General features: G+C 74.6%; 17 protein-coding genes. 9 read left to right on the top strand and 8 right to left on the bottom strand.

Going from position 1 to position 15,327, the window contains the following annotated elements; translation table 11 throughout:
- Positions 1-89 precede the first annotated feature (89 nt).
- Entirely contained in the window at positions 90-596 is a 507-nt protein-coding gene (locus OG906_RS06315) for an SRPBCC family protein (protein ID WP_329440815.1), read from the top strand.
- Complete coding sequence (locus OG906_RS06310) at positions 589-2,178, top strand: phytoene desaturase family protein (RefSeq protein ID WP_329440813.1); 1,590 nt, start codon at positions 589-591, stop codon at positions 2,176-2,178. The genes OG906_RS06315 and OG906_RS06310 overlap by 8 nt, the downstream gene beginning before the upstream one ends.
- A gap of 154 nt (positions 2,179-2,332) precedes the next feature.
- Here OG906_RS06310 and OG906_RS06305 read toward each other — a convergent pair whose 3' ends face one another.
- Together OG906_RS06305 and OG906_RS06300 are read right to left on the bottom strand one after the other, a co-directional pair.
- Complete coding sequence (locus OG906_RS06305) at positions 2,333-2,593, bottom strand: hypothetical protein (RefSeq protein ID WP_267799271.1); 261 nt, start codon at positions 2,591-2,593, stop codon at positions 2,333-2,335.
- A gap of 61 nt (positions 2,594-2,654) precedes the next feature.
- Entirely contained in the window at positions 2,655-4,091 is a 1,437-nt protein-coding gene (locus tag OG906_RS06300; RefSeq protein WP_329440811.1) for a glycosyltransferase 87 family protein, read from the bottom strand.
- 115 nt (positions 4,092-4,206) lie between these two features.
- On the opposite strand from OG906_RS06300, the gene OG906_RS06295 reads away from it, so the two are divergent.
- Both OG906_RS06295 and OG906_RS06290 read left to right on the top strand, forming a co-directional pair.
- Positions 4,207-5,352 carry a molybdopterin-dependent oxidoreductase gene (locus tag OG906_RS06295; RefSeq protein WP_329440809.1) on the top strand — a complete coding sequence of 382 codons (1,146 nt, stop codon included), beginning with the start codon at positions 4,207-4,209 and terminating at the stop codon, positions 5,350-5,352.
- Positions 5,349-5,753: a hypothetical protein gene (locus OG906_RS06290; protein ID WP_329440808.1), complete on the top strand. Its 405-nt coding sequence runs from the start codon at positions 5,349-5,351 to the stop codon at positions 5,751-5,753. Before OG906_RS06295 ends, OG906_RS06290 begins: the two co-directional genes overlap by 4 nt.
- Before the next feature lie 68 nt (positions 5,754-5,821).
- On the opposite strand, the gene OG906_RS06285 is transcribed toward OG906_RS06290, so the two are convergent.
- Genes OG906_RS06285 through OG906_RS06275 form a run of 3 tightly spaced genes read right to left on the bottom strand, consistent with a single transcriptional unit; the run spans position 5,822 to position 7,808 of the window.
- The gene (locus OG906_RS06285; protein ID WP_329440807.1) at positions 5,822-6,478 is read right to left on the bottom strand and encodes a class I SAM-dependent methyltransferase; all 657 of its coding nucleotides are present in this window, start codon (positions 6,476-6,478) and stop codon (positions 5,822-5,824) included.
- Positions 6,475-7,095, bottom strand: a complete 621-nt coding sequence (locus OG906_RS06280; protein WP_329440805.1) for a TIGR04282 family arsenosugar biosynthesis glycosyltransferase — start codon at positions 7,093-7,095, stop codon at positions 6,475-6,477. The genes OG906_RS06285 and OG906_RS06280 overlap by 4 nt, the downstream gene beginning before the upstream one ends.
- Positions 7,092-7,808 (bottom strand): glycosyltransferase family 2 protein, encoded by a 717-nt coding sequence (locus OG906_RS06275; protein ID WP_329440803.1) that lies wholly within the window; start codon positions 7,806-7,808, stop codon positions 7,092-7,094. Before OG906_RS06275 ends, OG906_RS06280 begins: the two co-directional genes overlap by 4 nt.
- Positions 7,809-8,015: 207 nt before the next feature.
- Between OG906_RS06275 and OG906_RS06270 the strand changes: the two genes are divergently transcribed.
- The 3 genes from OG906_RS06270 to OG906_RS06260 all read left to right on the top strand — a co-directional run bounded on the left by OG906_RS06270 (position 8,016) and on the right by OG906_RS06260 (position 11,299).
- On the top strand, positions 8,016-8,768 hold the full coding sequence (locus tag OG906_RS06270) for a response regulator transcription factor (protein ID WP_329447942.1): 753 nt from the start codon (positions 8,016-8,018) through the stop codon (positions 8,766-8,768).
- On the top strand, positions 8,761-9,870 hold the full coding sequence (locus tag OG906_RS06265; protein WP_267799263.1) for a sensor histidine kinase: 1,110 nt from the start codon (positions 8,761-8,763) through the stop codon (positions 9,868-9,870). The genes OG906_RS06270 and OG906_RS06265 overlap by 8 nt, the downstream gene beginning before the upstream one ends.
- A 205-nt stretch (positions 9,871-10,075) precedes the next feature.
- Complete coding sequence (locus OG906_RS06260; RefSeq protein ID WP_329440800.1) at positions 10,076-11,299, top strand: Mbeg1-like protein; 1,224 nt, start codon at positions 10,076-10,078, stop codon at positions 11,297-11,299.
- Positions 11,300-11,437: 138 nt separating this feature from the next.
- Here OG906_RS06260 and OG906_RS06255 read toward each other — a convergent pair whose 3' ends face one another.
- On the bottom strand, positions 11,438-11,815 hold the full coding sequence (locus tag OG906_RS06255; protein WP_329440798.1) for a VOC family protein: 378 nt from the start codon (positions 11,813-11,815) through the stop codon (positions 11,438-11,440).
- A gap of 151 nt (positions 11,816-11,966) precedes the next feature.
- Here OG906_RS06255 and OG906_RS06250 point away from each other — a divergent pair, with 151 nt between their 5' ends.
- A complete protein-coding gene (locus OG906_RS06250; protein WP_329440795.1) occupies positions 11,967-12,281 on the top strand; it encodes a GNAT family N-acetyltransferase in 315 nt (104 codons plus the stop codon).
- A gap of 826 nt (positions 12,282-13,107) precedes the next feature.
- The gene (locus OG906_RS06245; protein WP_329440793.1) at positions 13,108-13,629 is read left to right on the top strand and encodes a universal stress protein; all 522 of its coding nucleotides are present in this window, start codon (positions 13,108-13,110) and stop codon (positions 13,627-13,629) included.
- A gap of 144 nt (positions 13,630-13,773) precedes the next feature.
- On the opposite strand, the gene OG906_RS06240 is transcribed toward OG906_RS06245, so the two are convergent.
- Together OG906_RS06240 and nadE are read right to left on the bottom strand one after the other, a co-directional pair.
- Entirely contained in the window at positions 13,774-14,124 is a 351-nt protein-coding gene (locus tag OG906_RS06240; protein ID WP_329440791.1) for a hypothetical protein, read from the bottom strand.
- Positions 14,125-14,486: 362 nt separating this feature from the next.
- Positions 14,487-15,317 carry an ammonia-dependent NAD(+) synthetase gene (gene nadE / locus OG906_RS06235; RefSeq protein ID WP_329440790.1) on the bottom strand — a complete coding sequence of 277 codons (831 nt, stop codon included), beginning with the start codon at positions 15,315-15,317 and terminating at the stop codon, positions 14,487-14,489.
- Positions 15,318-15,327: the final 10 nt, after the last annotated feature.

Raw genomic sequence — 15,327 nt, 5'->3', positions numbered from 1 at the left:
TGCCCGGGACATTCGGCAGGCGGGGCCGGGACGCAGCAGCGATCACGCGGTGCAGAGGCACCGTCCGCTCCGGCAGAGGGACTTCACCCATGGCCGTCCGCAATCAGCTGGTCCATCGCCCGCCCCACGCCGTGTGGGCGGTACTCGCCGACCCGAACCGCTTCGAGGACTGGGTGGTGGGCCCCTCCGATTCCCGGCCCCTCGACCGGACCTGGCCCGACGTCGGCTCCCGACTGTGCTACACCGTCCGGCTCGGCCCCTGGTCGAGCGAAGGCGTCACCACGGTCAGGTACGTCGAGCCCGGCAGGGAACTGGAACTGGAAGCCTCGTTCAAGTCCCTCGGCACGGCCAGGATCTTCCTGCAACTCAGGCCGTGGGGCGAGGAGACCCTCGTCATCTGCGACGAGCATCCCTTGCGCGGCCTGGGCGGAACCCTGCACAACCCCGCCATCGAAGCCCTGATCCAACTCCGCCACCGAGGGATGCTGGCCCGTCTGGCCAGGCTCGTGGAACAGGATCCGGTCGCGGGACAGGACCCCGCCGGGGAACGGGAACCCGCCCGGGAACAGGGCCGGCCGAGGCCCCGCGGTGCCTGACGCGGTGGTGATCGGCGCGGGCCCCAACGGGCTCGTGGCCGCGAACCTCCTGGTCGACGCCGGCTGGAGCGTGGAGGTCCTGGAGGCCCAGCCGGAACCGGGCGGGGCGGTCCGCAGCGACCGCGGTGTCCACCCCGACTACGTCTCGGACCTGTTCAGCGCCTTCTACCCGCTCGCCGCGGCCTCCCCGGTGCTCGCGCGCCTCGACCTCGCCGCGGAGGGACTGCGCTGGAGCCACGCCCCGCGCGTACTGGCCCACCCGCTGCCGGACGGCAGGTGCGCGGTCCTCGAACGCCGGGCGGAGGAGACCGCCGCCGGCCTGGAGGCGTTCGCGCCGTCCGACGGCGCCGCCTGGCAGGACATGTACGAGGTGTGGAGCCGGATCCGGCCCGATCTGATCCGGGCCCTGTTCACGCCCTTCCCGCCGGTCCGCGCCGGGCTTCGCCTCGCGGCCCGACTCCGCGCCGCCGGCGGTCTGCAACTGGCCCGGAACCTGGCGCTGCCCGTGCGCCGCCTGGGCGAGGAGACGTTCGCGGGGGAGGGCGGCAGACTCCTGCTGGCCGGCAACGCCCTGCACGCCGACCTGGCCCCCGAGGCGGCGGGCAGCGGCGGCTTCGGCTGGCTGATGTCGATGCTCGGACAGAGCCACGGCTTCCCCGTTCCCGTCGGGGGCGCAGGCTCCCTGACCGCGGCGCTCGTGAGCCGACTGCGTCGCGGCGGGGGCGTGCTGCGCTGCGGCGAGCGCGTCACCTCCGTCGTCGTCCGAGGGGGCACGGCGGTCGGGGTGAGGACCGCGGGCGGGGAGACGATCGCCGCGCGCCGGGCCGTACTCGCCGACACGTCGGCGCCGGCCCTGTACCGGGACCTCGTCGGCGAGGAACACCTCCCCGGCCGCCTCCTGCGGGACCTGGAACGGTTCCAGTGGGACTTCTCGACCTTCAAGGTCGACTGGGCGCTGACGGGGCCCGTGCCGTGGACGGCGCCGGGAGCGGCCGGCGCGGGCACGGTCCACCTGTCCGACGGCGTGGACGGGCTGACCCGCTTCGCCGCGCAGCTCGCCATGGGGCAGGTACCCGACGAGCCCTTCGCCCTCCTCGGCCAGATGACCACCGCGGACCCCGGCCGCTCGCCCGCCGGCACGGAATCGGCCTGGGCCTACACCCACCTCCCGCAACGCATCACGTCCGACGCCGGCCCCGACCGCATCACCGGCCGCTGGGACACCCGCGAACAGGAAGCCATGGCCGACCGCGTCGAAGCACAGGTGGAACGGTTCGCGCCCGGCTTCCGCGCACTCGTCCGCGCCCGCCGGATCCTGGCCCCCACCACCCTCCAGGCCATGGACGAGAACCTCCACAACGGCGCCATCAACAACGGCACCACGGCCCTCCACCAGCAGGCGATCTTCCGGCCGACCCCCGGCACCGGCCGGCCGGAGACCCCCGTCAAGGGCCTCTACCTGGCCTCCGCGGCCGCCCACCCCGGAGGCGGCGTCCACGGCGCACCGGGCGCGAACGCCGCCCGGGCCGCCCTGCGCCCCCGCGGCGCGCGAACCCTCCTCCACCGCGCCCAGCGCGTCTGACCCGCCCGCCCCGGTGCCGGGACGGGCCAGGTACGCGATCGCGGCGGAGCCCACACGGCCCGCCGCGACCCTCCGCCGCACGCCGCGTCGGCTCCCGGTCAGCTCCTTGAGCGCGGTGTTGGGTTCGAGCACCTTCACCGAGACGGGACGGGCCTCAGCTCCGGCGGCCCCGGCCGACGGCGAAGGCGACGAGGACCCCGGCCAGGGCGGCCCACAGGACGCCCTCACCACCGGCCTGGATCCAGCCGACGAGGCCGAGGAGGACCGCGGTGCACGCCCCCGCCGCGAGGGCGCGGGCATCACGGAGGAAGGTCCACTGGACGCGGCCCGCTCCCGGCTCCCTCAGTTCGGCGACGGCGGTCTTGACGACCAGCGCGGCCACCACGACGGCGACCACCACGAGGGTTGTCTCCACTCACGCTCCCAAGTCGGTTCCGCCCCGACGGCCGGCCGGGGGTCGGACGCGCCGATGGAGGTCAGGGGTCCCGGCGCGGTCGGCGCCGACCGCCTCCTCCTCGTACAGGTGACGGTAGACCCTGTCGCGGCGCGGCAGAAGTGCGGCGTCGCAGCAGGGTGCCGGCGAGGACGAGGGCGACCGCGGCGCCGTAGGCGACGTTGCTCAGCGCCGCCCGGTGGTCGAAGACCGGGGCCAGTACGTAGACGGCGGCGCCCGCGAGCGCCACGCCGAGCCATTCCCAACGACCGTCCAGGGCCACGAGGGCGATCAGCAGCAGGGCGTACCAGGAGTAGCCCGGAGTGAGGAGCACGAAGGACCAGCCGACGACCGTCAGGGCCCCGCTCCAGGGCCGTCGCGGGTCCCCGCGCCACATCACGTGGACGCACACACCGGCCACGGCGACGAGCAGCACGGGGAACGCCCAGCTGTCGGGCAGCACCAGCCGCAGCAGCGCGTAGCGGGACCCGGACGCCGGGTCCTCGTACCCCTCCTCCTGTACGTAGCCGCCGAGGTAGCCGAGGACGGAGCCCTGCGAGAGGAGGACGTACGGCAGGTAGGAGAGGGCGGTGAAGGCCGCGGCGGGCAGGAGCACGACGGCCGCGTCCCGGACCCGGCGGACGCCCGACAGGGCGCCCGGCAGGACGATCGCGGGCAGCAACTTGGTGGCGACGGCGGCGCCCAGCAGCAGCCCGCCGCCGGCCCGGCGCCCCGTCGCCCGGGAGGCGACGAGGCCGAGGCCGACGACCGCGAGGAGCGTGCCCAGCACGTCGACGTGCGCGTTGTTCACGGCCTCGACGGTTACGGCCGGACACCAGGCCCAGTACGCGACCCGACGGAGGTCACAGCCCCTGCGCCGCAGGATCGCGAGCAGCGCGCCGGTCACGCCGAGGGAGATCAGGGCCCCGCCGACCTGGAAGGCCTTGTGCCGGACCCCCTGTGGCGACAACCGGTCGACGGCCAGGAAGTACGCCTCGGCGACGGGCGGGTAGATGGTGTGGACGCCGGGCCGGTTGATGCGCGTGCAGTGGGGCGCGGCGCCCGCGCGGGAGAGGGGGACGAGGTCCGGGCCGGTGCAGGAGGCCCCCGTGGGGAAGAGCCACGGATCGCGCAGCCGCGCGAGCGCCGCATCGCGCGGCGCGTGGTCGTACGGCGAGATCCCGGCGGACTGGACCCGGCCGTCCCACGCGTAACGGTACGAGTCGGTGCTCGTCCGGGGCGGCGCGACCAGCCCGGCCACGGTGACGGCGACCGCCCCGGCGAGGACCAGCGCCACCACGCGCTCGGCCGGGACGCGCCGCAGCGCCGCCAGGGCGAGGCCGAACAGGAGCCAGCAGACGGCGTACCGGGCGAACAGGCCGACCGGGTCGGTGAAGACACCGTCGTACCGCACGGTGAGGACGAGCGCCGTCACGAGGGCGGCGAGGGCGGCGGAGGCGAGGGCGGTACGCGGGTTCACAAGGCGCAAGCGTTCCAGGAAGAGCCCGTCCGGCGGGGCCCGACGCCCCTGACGTCCGCGTTTCGTAAGGTGTCGAATCCGCTCCCGGGCATCGTCGCGGGGGTGTGATGGAGACATGCGTTTCACTCTGCCCCCGGGGCCGCCGATCACCTTCAGGGCGCGGCTCCACGACGCCCGCACCGCGACCGCGATCGGCCGATGGCTGGCCCTGGCCTTCGTCGTCTGCTTCGCGACCGGTGTGCTGAGCCACTTCCTCCAACACCCTCCGGGATGGCTCGCGGACCATCTGCCGAGCCGCCCGTACTGGGGCTACCGGCTGACCCAGGGCCTGCACGTGGCCTCGGGCATCGCCGCGATCCCGCTGCTGCTCGCGAAGCTGTGGGCGGTCTACCCGCGGCTGTTCGCGTGGCCGCCCGTACGGTCCGTCCTGCACGCGCTGGAGCGCCTGTCGGTGGCGGTGCTGGTCGCCGCCGCCCTCTTCCAGCTCTTCACCGGCCTGCTGAACACGTTCCAGTGGTATCCGTGGCCGTTCAACTTCGTGCCCGTCCACTACGCCGTCGCCTGGGTCGTCATGGGCGCCCTGCTGCTGCACGTCGCGGTGCAATGGCCCCGGATCCGGGACCACTTCACCCTCGATTCCCCCGGCACGCTGTCCCTGCCCGAGGCCGACGGACCGAACCGGCGGCAGCTGTTGGTCGGGGTCACCGCCGCGGTGGGAGCGGTCACGATCACGACCGTCGGGCAGTCGGTGACCGCGCTCGGCCGGCTGGTGCTGTTCGCCCCCCGCAGCCCGGCGTACGGAGTGCAGGGACTGCCGGTGAACCGCACGGCCGCGGCCGCGCGCGTCACCGAGGCCTCGCTCGCCGACTGGCGCCTGACCGTCCACGGACCCCGCCCGTTCGCCCTGACCCTGGACGAACTCAACGCCCTGCCCCAACACGAGGTGACGCTGCCCATCGCCTGCGTCGAGGGGTGGAGCAAGTCGGCCCACTGGACGGGGGTACGGGTCCGCGACCTGCTGGAGCGGGCGGGAGGCGGCCCCGGCTCGCGGGCCCGCGTGGTGTCGCTGGAGGCGGCGGGCGCCTACCGGGTCATGGACATGGGGCGCCTGTACGCGCAGGACCCCCTCACCCTGCTCGCCCTGCGGCTCAACGGCGAGGTGCTCTCCCTGGACCACGGCTACCCCGCCCGGATCATCGCCCCCAACCGGCCGGGCGTCCTGCAGACCAAGTGGGTCGGCCGACTGGAGGTCGTGCGATGAGGTCCCGATACGTCCTGGGAGCCCTCGGACTCGCCCTGATGGCCTGGGGCGGGCTGCTCCTGGTCCGACAACCCGAACCCTGGCGGATCGCACTGTGGCTCGGGGGCGCGGTCGTGGTGCACGACGGGTTCGTCGCCCCGCTCGTGTGCGCGATCGCCGCCCTGACCGCGGCGGCCGGACTCCGCCTGCGGGGCGTTCCGCGCGCCGCCCTGATCGTCGCGGGTTCCCTCACCGCGATCGCCCTGCCCCCGCTGCTGCGCCCCGGCGGCGCGGCCAACGCGACCGTCCTGCCGCTGGACTACCTGCGCAACTGGCTGCTGACGATGGCGGTGATCGCCGTGCTCACCTTCCTGTACACGGGCACGCGCGCCGCCCTGCGCCGGGCGGCCCGCCGGCACTGAGCGCACGGCAGCCGCCCTCCGGCCGGAAGAACGTTCCGGCCGGAGGGCGGACCGACGGCGCGGTGCGGTCAGCGCCCCAGCCGCACGAAGTGCCGGCCCGCCGCCTGCCAGCTGTCGGCCCGGCTCCAGCCCGCGCCCTCCGCCGCCGCGCACAGGGCGCGGGTACCGAGCCTGGCCCACCGGAAGGGCGCCCCCCGCCCGCCCTGACCGTCGTCGACGTGGACCTCGACGCGTTCGTCCACGTCGGCGCCGACCACCTCGACGAACAGGGCCCCGTCGGGAGCCGTGAGTTCGGCCGCCCGGCGCAGCAGGGCCGCGGGATCGCCGCCGATCCCGATGTTGCCGTCGATGAGCAGCACCGCGCCCCAGCGACCCTCGCGGGGCAGCGGGTCGAACACCGACCGGCACAGGGCGCTGCCGCCCGCCCGTACGGTGCGCTCCACGGCGGCCGGGGTGACGTCCACGCCGAGCGCCGTGTGTCCCCTGCGGGCGAGCGCGGCGACCAGCCGGCCCGGGCCGCAGCCCACGTCGAGGACCGGGCCCCGGCAGCGGTCCAGGACGGTGTCGTCGGCCGTGTCCGGCTCCGCGCACCAGCGTTCGACGTCCAGGGGCAACAGCCAACCGTCGCCGCGCCGCAGGAACAGGGGCCCCTGGCCCGAGCGCAGCGCGTCGGCGTACGGGTCGGCCTGCCAGGTGCGGGCGGGTTCCAGGAGCCGGACGGTCATCGCGTCACCGCGCACAGGTCGGCGTGCAGGGCCGCGAACCGGGTGCCCGGCGCGGCGGCCGCGACACGAGCCGCGTCCTTCGGGGTGTCCACGTCACACAGCTCGGGCAGGTCCCGCACGGCCAGCCCCGCGGCCGTCAGCCGCCGCCGCTGCACCGCGCCGGTGTGCGGCACGGACATCGGGACGCCGCGCAACAGGTCCGGGTCCGGGGCGGCGAGCCCCAGCGCCCAGAAGCCCCCGTCGTCCGCGGGCCCGAACCAGGCGTCCGTGTCCGTGAAGTCGAGCCCCTGCCGGAGCAGCTCCGGGGTGACCTGAGGGGTGTCCATCCCGATGAGCAGGGCCGGTCCGCCCGCCAGGGCGAAAGCCGCGGCGAGGCGGGCGTCGAGGGTCCCCGCGCACTGCCGCCGGACGTCGATGCCGTCCGGCAGCCAGGGGCCGGCCTCCCCGTCCAGGACCAGGATCCGCCGTCGCGCCGGGGTCGCGAGGACGGCGGCGAGGGTGTCACGGAGCGCGGCGCACGCCAGCTCGGCGGCCTGATCGGGGGTGAAGTGCGGGGTCAGCCGGGTCTTCACCCGCCCGGCCACGGGCGCTTTGGCGATGACGAGGAGCGTGCTCACGCGGCGACCCCCTCACCCGGTGCGCAGCGGGCGTCGGGGGCCTCGTCCAGGACCCGCCGCATGTCGTGCACGGCCTGCCAGGTGCCCCGCCAGGTCCCGGTGACCTTGGACTTGCCCGAGCGGGGCAGGTAGGGGACGTCCGTCTCGCTCACCCGCCATCCCGCGTCTGCGGCCCGCACGACCATCTGGAGCGGGTACCCGCTGCGGCGGTCGGTCAGGGCCAGGTCGAGCAGGGCCTCGCGGCGCGCGACGCGCATCGGACCGAGGTCGTGCAGTCGCAGGCCGGTGCGGCGGCGCAGCATCCGGGCGAGCGCGAGGTTGCCGGCCCTGGCATGGACCGGCCACGCACCGCGGCCCCGCGGCCGGCGCCGGCCGAGCAGCAGGTCCGTCTCGCCGGCGGCGATCCGGGCCGCCATGGGGGCGAGCAGCCCGGGATCGAGGGAGCCGTCGCAGTCGCAGAAGCAGACCAGGTCGGCACGCGCGGCCAACAGTCCGGCGTGGCAGGCGGCCCCGAACCCGCGTCGGGGCTCGTGGACGACCGTGGCCCCGAGGGCGCGGGCGATGTCGGCGGAGCCGTCGGTGGAACCGTTGTCGACGACGATGGCCCGCCAGCCGGCAGGCACGCGGGCCAGCACCCAGGGCAGGGCCTCCGCCTCGTCGAGGCACGGCAGTACGAGGTCCGCGCGGGGCGGTGCACAGGCAGATTCAGTCACCCTCCACACCGTAGGAACCGGACAGCCCGGAAAGGCGATTCAAGACCTTACGAAACGCGGACGCCGTGCCGTGTGCGGACCTCCGGGGGCCCCGGCCGCGGCCCGCGGTGTCACCCTTGAGGCATGGCATCGAGCATCGAGCGGCATCCGGACACGGCCCCGCACACCGAGCGGGAACCCGCGCCCGCCGAGACCCCCGGCCTCGTCATGGTCGTGGACGACGACCCGACCGTCTCGGAGGTGGTGGCCGGCTACCTGGAAAGGGCCGGATACCGCGTCGTGCGGGCCGCCGACGGCCCGGCCGCGCTCCGCGCCGCGCAGGAGCACCGACCCGACCTGGTCGTCCTCGACCTGATGCTCCCCGGCATGGACGGACTCGAAGTCTGCCGGCGCCTGCGCGCCCACCGGGACGGGACCCCTCCCGTCCCGGTGGTCATGCTGACCGCGCGCGGAGACGAGGACGACCGGATCCTGGGCCTGGAGGTCGGCGCCGACGACTACGTCACGAAGCCCTTCAGTCCGCGCGAGCTGGTCCTGCGCGTACGGTCGGTCCTGCGCCGGGCGGCCTCGACCACCGCCCCGAACGCCGGACCGGCGCTCGCCGCGGCCGGTATCGCCATGGACCCGGCCGCCCGTCGGGTCACCAAGAACGGCAGCGAACTGTCCCTCACCCTCAGGGAGTTCGACCTCCTCGCCTACTTCCTGGGGCACCAGGGCCAGGTCTGCGACCGGGAGCGGCTGATGCGCGAGGTCTGGGGATGGGACTTCGGCGACCTGTCCACGGTCACCGTCCACGTCCGCCGACTGCGCGGCAAGATCGAGGACGACCCGGCGAATCCGCAGCTGATCAGGACCGTGTGGGGAGCCGGGTACCGCTTCGAAACGGTCCCCGACACCGCGCGCGGCGCGGCGGGTGCCCCGGGTGCCCCGGGTGTCCTGACGGAGGACGGCCATGCGTGACCTGCTGCTCATCGCCCTGTACGCGCTCCTCGGCGCGGGCGCCGCCGGACTCCTCGGAGCGGTGGCCCTGCGGATACTGCGCCGTCGCAGCATCGCCGTCTCCCTCGCGGTCGTGGCGGCCGTCGCGGTCTGCGCGATGCTGGCCGGAACGCTCACCGTGGCATGGGCGATGTTCCTGTCCTCCCACGACCTGGCCGTGGTGACCACCGTCGTCGCGATGGCCGCCGCAGTGTCGCTCGTCACCGCCCTGCTGTTGGGCCGCCAGGTGGTGCTGCGCTGCCGCGAACTCGTGCGCGCGGCGGGCGAGTTCGGAGAGGTGGGAACCTTCACGGCGCCCACCGTGCCCGCCCCCGCCGAACTCACCGCACTGAGCCGGGAACTGGACCGGACCGGCGCGCGTCTCGCCGCCTCCCGCGAACGGGAACGCGCCCTGGAGACCTCACGGCGCGAACTCGTCGCCTGGATCTCGCACGACCTGCGCACCCCCCTCGCCGGCCTGCGCGCCATGTCGGAGGCGCTGGAGGACGGCCTCGTGGCCGATCCCGCCCGCTACCACCGGCAGATGCGCGCCGAGGTGGAACGCCTCAACTCGATGGTCACGGACCTGTTCGAGCTGTCCCGCATCCACGCGGGCGCCCTCAGCCTCAGCCCCACCCGACTGTCCGTCTACGACCTGGTGGGCGACGCGCTGGCGGGCGCCGACGCCCTCGCCCGCCAACACGGCGTTCACCTGGCCGGCGAGGGCGTGGCCCCGCTGCCGGTGGAGGTCGACGGCAAGGAGATGACCCGGGTGCTGTCCAACCTCCTCGTGAACGCCATCCGGCACACCCCGGCCGACGGCACGGTCGCGATCGCCGCCGAACGCCGCGCGGGCGCGGTGGTGGTGTCGGTCACCGACGCCTGCGGCGGCATCCCGGAAGAGGACCTCCCGCGCGTCTTCGACACCGGGTGGCGTGGCGCCCCGGCCCGCACCCCTCCGTCGGGGGCGGGTCTGGGCCTCGCGATCGTCCGGGGCATCGTCGAGGCCCACGCGGGCCAGGCCGACGTCCACAACGTGCCGGGCGGCTGCCGCTTCGAACTGACCCTTCCGGCCCCGGTGTAGCCCTTCCCTCCCGCCCCGCCCTGCCGGCGCCGGGGCCCACCCCCCGTCCGCCGATCGCGGTCCCGGTCCGGACCGCGGCGGCGCGATGGAGGATGTGTCCGGATATCGATCGCTCATCCGAGTCAACTTGAGCCGGTCACCTTCCCGGCAGTCACGCTGCGTGTTCATTCTGGAGCTGTACGTACTCATCGGTGAAGGGATCAGCATGAGCGACCCGTTCGAGCAGCAGACCGCCAACGCCCTGGCCGCGGCCCCGCCCGTCATCCTGGCCGCCGGCCCCCGCGAACTCCCCGCCGAGGCGCCGCCGAAGCCGGACGCCGAGTGGCAACTGCCCCACGGCACGGCGTGGGTGTACCTCGCCAACAGCAAGCACGGCCTGGTCAGGCCGATCATCCTGGCCGACGGGTTCAACTCGGGCCCCAGCACCCTGGAATTCTCCTGGGCGGCCCTGGAGACCCGCAACCACCCGCTGATCAGCTCCCTGCGCAATGCGGGCCGGGACGTCATCCTGCTCGGATTCAAGGAGCGCAGCGCCTCGATCCTGGTCAACGCGCAGGCGGCCGCGGCCGCGATCCTGCGCGCCATCGCCGAGCGGCTCGGCGAAGAGCCCCTCGTCGTCGGCGGCTTCAGCATGGGCGGCCTGGTCACCCGCTACGCCCTGGCCAAGATGGAGACCGAGGACATCGACCACCAGACCTCCCTCTACTTCTCGTGGGACAGCCCGCACCGCGGCGCGTACATTCCCCTCGCGCTCCAGGCGTTCGCGCACTACATCCGCAAGCTGAACCCGCGGTTCTCCGACCAGATGAACAGCCCGGCCGCCCGGCAGCTCCTGCGCTGGCACATCGAGTCGTGGGAGGACACCCCCGTCGTCAGCCAGGAGCGGACCGACTTCCTGGCCGCCCTGGAGAGCGTGGGCCAATGGCCCCGGCGGCCCCGCAGGATCGCCCTCGCCAACGGCGTCGGAACCGGCCTCGGCAACGGCATCCCCGCCGGAGCCACCGCCGTCAAGGGCAAGGGGCTGGGCATCACCGGCACCGATCTGCGCACCCAGCCGACGGGCACCGACTCCCTCGCGGCCACGCTGCGGGTCATCACCTCGCAGAAGGCCGAGGTCCACGCCCCGGGCCTGCCCGATGTCGACGGCGCACCCGGCGGCACCCTGGAGGGCTTCGGGATCCTCGCCGACGCACTGAACAAGATCATCGGCCTCGGTGTGGACCACCCGATCCGCAGTCACTGCTTCGTACCGGCCGTCAGCGCGGTCGACGTGCGCGACATCGACACCCGCGCGGACCTGTACGTGAACATCGACGACCTCCCGCCGGAGGAGAGCGGGTTCGACGAGTTCGTCCTGGCCTCCGGGAACGAGGAGCACACCAAGATCACCGCAGAGCTCGGCACCTGGTTGATCGAGCGGCTCCCGTAGCGGGTCCGACCTCACGGGCGTCCAGCCGGCGCCCTTCGCCGTCGGGCGGGTGCCGGCCGGTGTCCGGTCCGCCGCCCCGACCAGGTCGGGACGGCGGACCGGGGTCGAAACGTGGCCGCATCCGCCCGGTGGCCGCCGTCACTCGCGGACGAGGCAGAACGGGTGTCCCGCCGGATCCGCGAAGACGCGCCAACTCCGCGTTCCGTCCCCCTCGTCCAGCAGTGTGGCGCCCCGATCGAGCACCTCCCGCTGGGCCTGGTCCAGGTTCGCGACCCCCAGGTCGAGGTGGAACTGCTGGGGACGGGCGGGGTCCGGCCACCGCGGCGGCTGATGGTCTTCCACCCGTTGGAAGGCGAGCACGAACCCGCCCTCGGCGTGGAGCGTCGCCCAGTCGTCGTCGAGCGACCACCGGGGATCCGGCTGGTTCACCACGCCGCCGAGGAGCGACTGGTAGAACCGGGACAGCTCGACGACATCGGCGCAGTCCAACACCACACACTGCAGCTTGGCGATCATGAGGGCAGCGTCTCACGGCACCTGACCGCGATCCGCGACCGCAGTGCCGGGCCGTCGCGGATCGTGTGACGTGGGCGGGCGTCGGTCGGACGCGCGGACAGTGGATCATCTGACGGGACAACCGCATGATCACCGCGCAGGAGGAAGCAGCATGGAACCACGAGTGGTGGACCGCCCCGAGAAGTCCCGGTACGAGATCCTCGCCGGAGACGACGCCACCGAGACGGCCGGCTTCGCCGAGTACTTCCTCTCGGAGGGCGAGATCGCCTTCATCCACACCGAGACGGAGCCCCGCTTCGCCGGTCAGGGCCTGGGCGGCCTGCTCGCCCGCGGCGCCCTCGACGACGTCCGGGCCCGCGAGCTGGACGTCCTTCCGTACTGCCCCTTCATCCGGGGATGGATCGGCAAGCACCCGGAGTACACGGACCTCGTTCCCGAGGGGCGCCGGGCACAGTTCGGCCTCTGACCGGTTCCGAGCCGCCCGCCGTCCGCGCTCGTCGTGTGGCGGCGCGGTGTCGGGGTGTACGGCGCTCGGGCGGGCCTCGCCTGTACGGGTCTCCGGGACCCCGCCAGGACCTCGGCGGCACGGACGGCGACCGCACCCCGCGCGGCGGATCGGGCGGGCGCGGGCGGTGGGTGGCGCGCCCACCCGCGGGGCGCGACCTCCCGTGCTGCGGGTGGCGGCGCCGATGTCGAACCGCAGACGCGGGAGACGCACGCGCCGCCGGTCCGGTCGATCCGGCCGTGTGCGTGGCGAGGCGCGCGGGGCAGCGTGTCGGCGCCGGCCCGTCGAGCGGCAGCCCCCGCCCCGATGCCACGGCCACATCGCCGGGCCGCCGGCCCGCGATGCGGCCGCTCCATGTCCCCGGTGCGGGGGCTGAGGTGCGTCGTGCCCCCGGGTACGGGCGGAGGGGGACGGGCGCGCGCCGGCCGCCCCGCCGTGCGCCGGCCGGAACGGTCGCCGAGGGGTGCCCCGTCGGGCCGGTACGCCACCCGGTACGTCGCCTCCGTGCACCGCATTCGGCCCGGGTCGGCCAGGGCCGCTTCGTGTCGGCCCTGCGCCCCCCCGGCACCCCCGCATCGGCTCCGCTCCGCGCCCCCGCATCGGCTCCGCGTCGGTTCCAGGGGTGGCCGATCGTGTGTGCGTGGTCCCGACCGTCGTCCGGGGTCGCGGCGCGAGGGCCGCGTCAAGAAGTCCGGGTCCCGCGTTCGGAAACCGTCAGGGAGCCCGCCCGGCGCCCTGCCGGGGCCGTTCCATGGACCGCGTCGGACCATGTGAGGAGGGCGGGACTGTGCGAGGACGCGTCGTGGTGGGGACCGGCGGATCCCTGGGGAGCCTGACCGCGCTGCACCGGGCGGCGACGGAGGCCCGGGTACGGGACGCGGAGCTGTGGGTCGTCCTGGCCTGGCAACCACCCGGCGGCGGGCCGGCCGCGCGCTGCGCAGGCGGCCCGGCGGTGCTCGACGGCTGCCGCTCCGCGGCGGTCGAACGCCTGCGGGAGATCCTCGACCGCGCCTTCGGGGCCCGCCCGCCGGGGGTCACCCTGGCCGGACTGGCCGCGCGCGGCACACCCGGCGCCGCACTGGTGGACGCGGTCGCGGATCCCGGGGACCTGCTCGTCGTCGGTACCGGCACCCGGGCTCCGGTGCTCCGCGCGCTGCGGCCCTCGGTGGCCCGGTACTGCCTGGCGCACGCGCCCTGCCCCGTCCTGGTGGTGCCGCCCGGCCCGCTCCGGGCCGACCTGGAGTCCGTACGCCGGCGGCGCAGGTGGCGGATGCCGATCGACGCGCGCGAGCTGACGGGGAGCCCGTGACCCCGGACCCGGCGGCGGGCCGTCCGCACCACGATGGACTCGGCCGTCCGCACCACGGACCCGGCCCGCCCGCGCGGGGTGCGCGGGCGGGCCGGGCGGGGGCCGTCGGGGCCGTTCGGATCCGGCCGTCGGGGCCGTCGGGGATCAATGGATGACGCTGAAACTGCGCCAGGGGAGGGTGTTCGGGGCGGTCACGTTCGACAGGGTGGTCGCGACGTAGATCCCGTCGGCCCGATCGGTCTTCTCGCAGTTCGGCGTCCGGTACAGCACGATGTCGACGAGGGTGTTGTTCTCGACGTGGGTGGCGCCCCTGGGGATGGCGATCCTGTGGCAGCCCTTGACCGGGGTGTTCGAGTAGCTCAGCTCGACCGGCGACTCGTGGCCGCGGAAGGTGAGCATGCCGACGGTGCTCCGGCCCAGGCCCGAGCAGGCGGTGGCGGTCAGCAACAGTGCTGCGGCCCCGGTGATGACGCCGATACGCCGACTGTGGGACATGGCGCGGTCCTCGTCTGTGCGGTGATGGGGTCCTTGCGCACAGCCTGCCCCGGCGGGGGGGCGGACGGCATCCGCTGTTCCGCCGGCCGGATGAACCGCACACCGCCGCACCCGACGCATCGTTCCGGTGCCGTACCGCCGTACCGCCGTACCGCCGTACCGCCGTACCGCCGTACCGCCGTACCGCCGTACCGCCGTACCGCCGTACCGCCGTACCGCCGTACCGCCGTACCGCCGTACCGCCGTACCGCCGTACCGCCGTACCGCCGTACCGCCGTACCGCCGTACCGCCGTACCGCCGTACCGCCGTACCGCCGTACTCGGCCCCGGCTCCCGCTCGGCCGCCGATCGGGGCCGGAGGGTCAGGGGGCCACGGGCAGTCGGCGCTTGTGGTCGGTGAGGCGGTAGCGCCCGACGATGGTGGCGAAGGTCGACTCGCCAACCGGCTTGCCCTCCAGGAAGTCGTCGATGTCGTCGTAGGTGACACCGAGGGCGTCCTCGTCGGCCTTGCCCGGGTCGAGGTTCTCCAGGTCGGCCGTCGGGGTCTTCCACACCAGTTCGGCGGGCGCGCCCAGCGCGTCCGCGACGGCGCGCACCCGGCGCTTGGTCAGCCCGGTCAGCGGGACCAGGTCCGCCGCGCCGTCACCGAACTTGGTGAAGAACCCCGAGACCGCCTCCGCGGCGTGGTCGGTGCCGACGACCAGGCCGTCGTGCGCGCCCGCCACCGCGTACTGGGCGATCATGCGTTGCCGGGCCTTGATGTTGCCGTGCACGAAGTCCTGGTGATGGGCGTCGCGGAACTCCACTCCGGCGGCCAGCGAGGCCTCCAGGGCGGCGTCGCTCGCCGGCTTGATGTCCACGGTCAGCACCTGGTCGGCCTGGATGAAGGAGAGCGCGAGCCGGGCGTCGTGCTCGTCGGCCTGGACCCCGTAGGGCAGCCGCATCGCGTGGAAACGCGACTCGTGCCCGGCTGCCCTGGCCCGCTCGACGGCGAGCTGGCACAGCCGGCCCGCGGTGGTGGAGTCCACGCCGCCGCTGATGCCGAGCACCAGGGAACGCAGACCGGTGGAGGTCAGCCGCTCGGCGAGGAACGCGACCCGACGCTCGATCTCCCGCTGGGCCTCGAACATCTCGGCGACCTCCAGTTCCCGGGCGATCTCCTGCTGCAGGGCGATGGACGCCGGCTCGCTCACGTCTGCTCCT

It is taken from the genome of Streptomyces sp. NBC_01426 (assembly GCF_036231985.1).
In the GTDB taxonomy this organism is placed as follows: Bacteria; Actinomycetota; Actinomycetes; order Streptomycetales; family Streptomycetaceae; genus Streptomyces.
The sequence above is the reverse complement of the archived record's forward strand: the minus strand, read 5'-3'. Positions and strand labels throughout refer to the sequence as shown.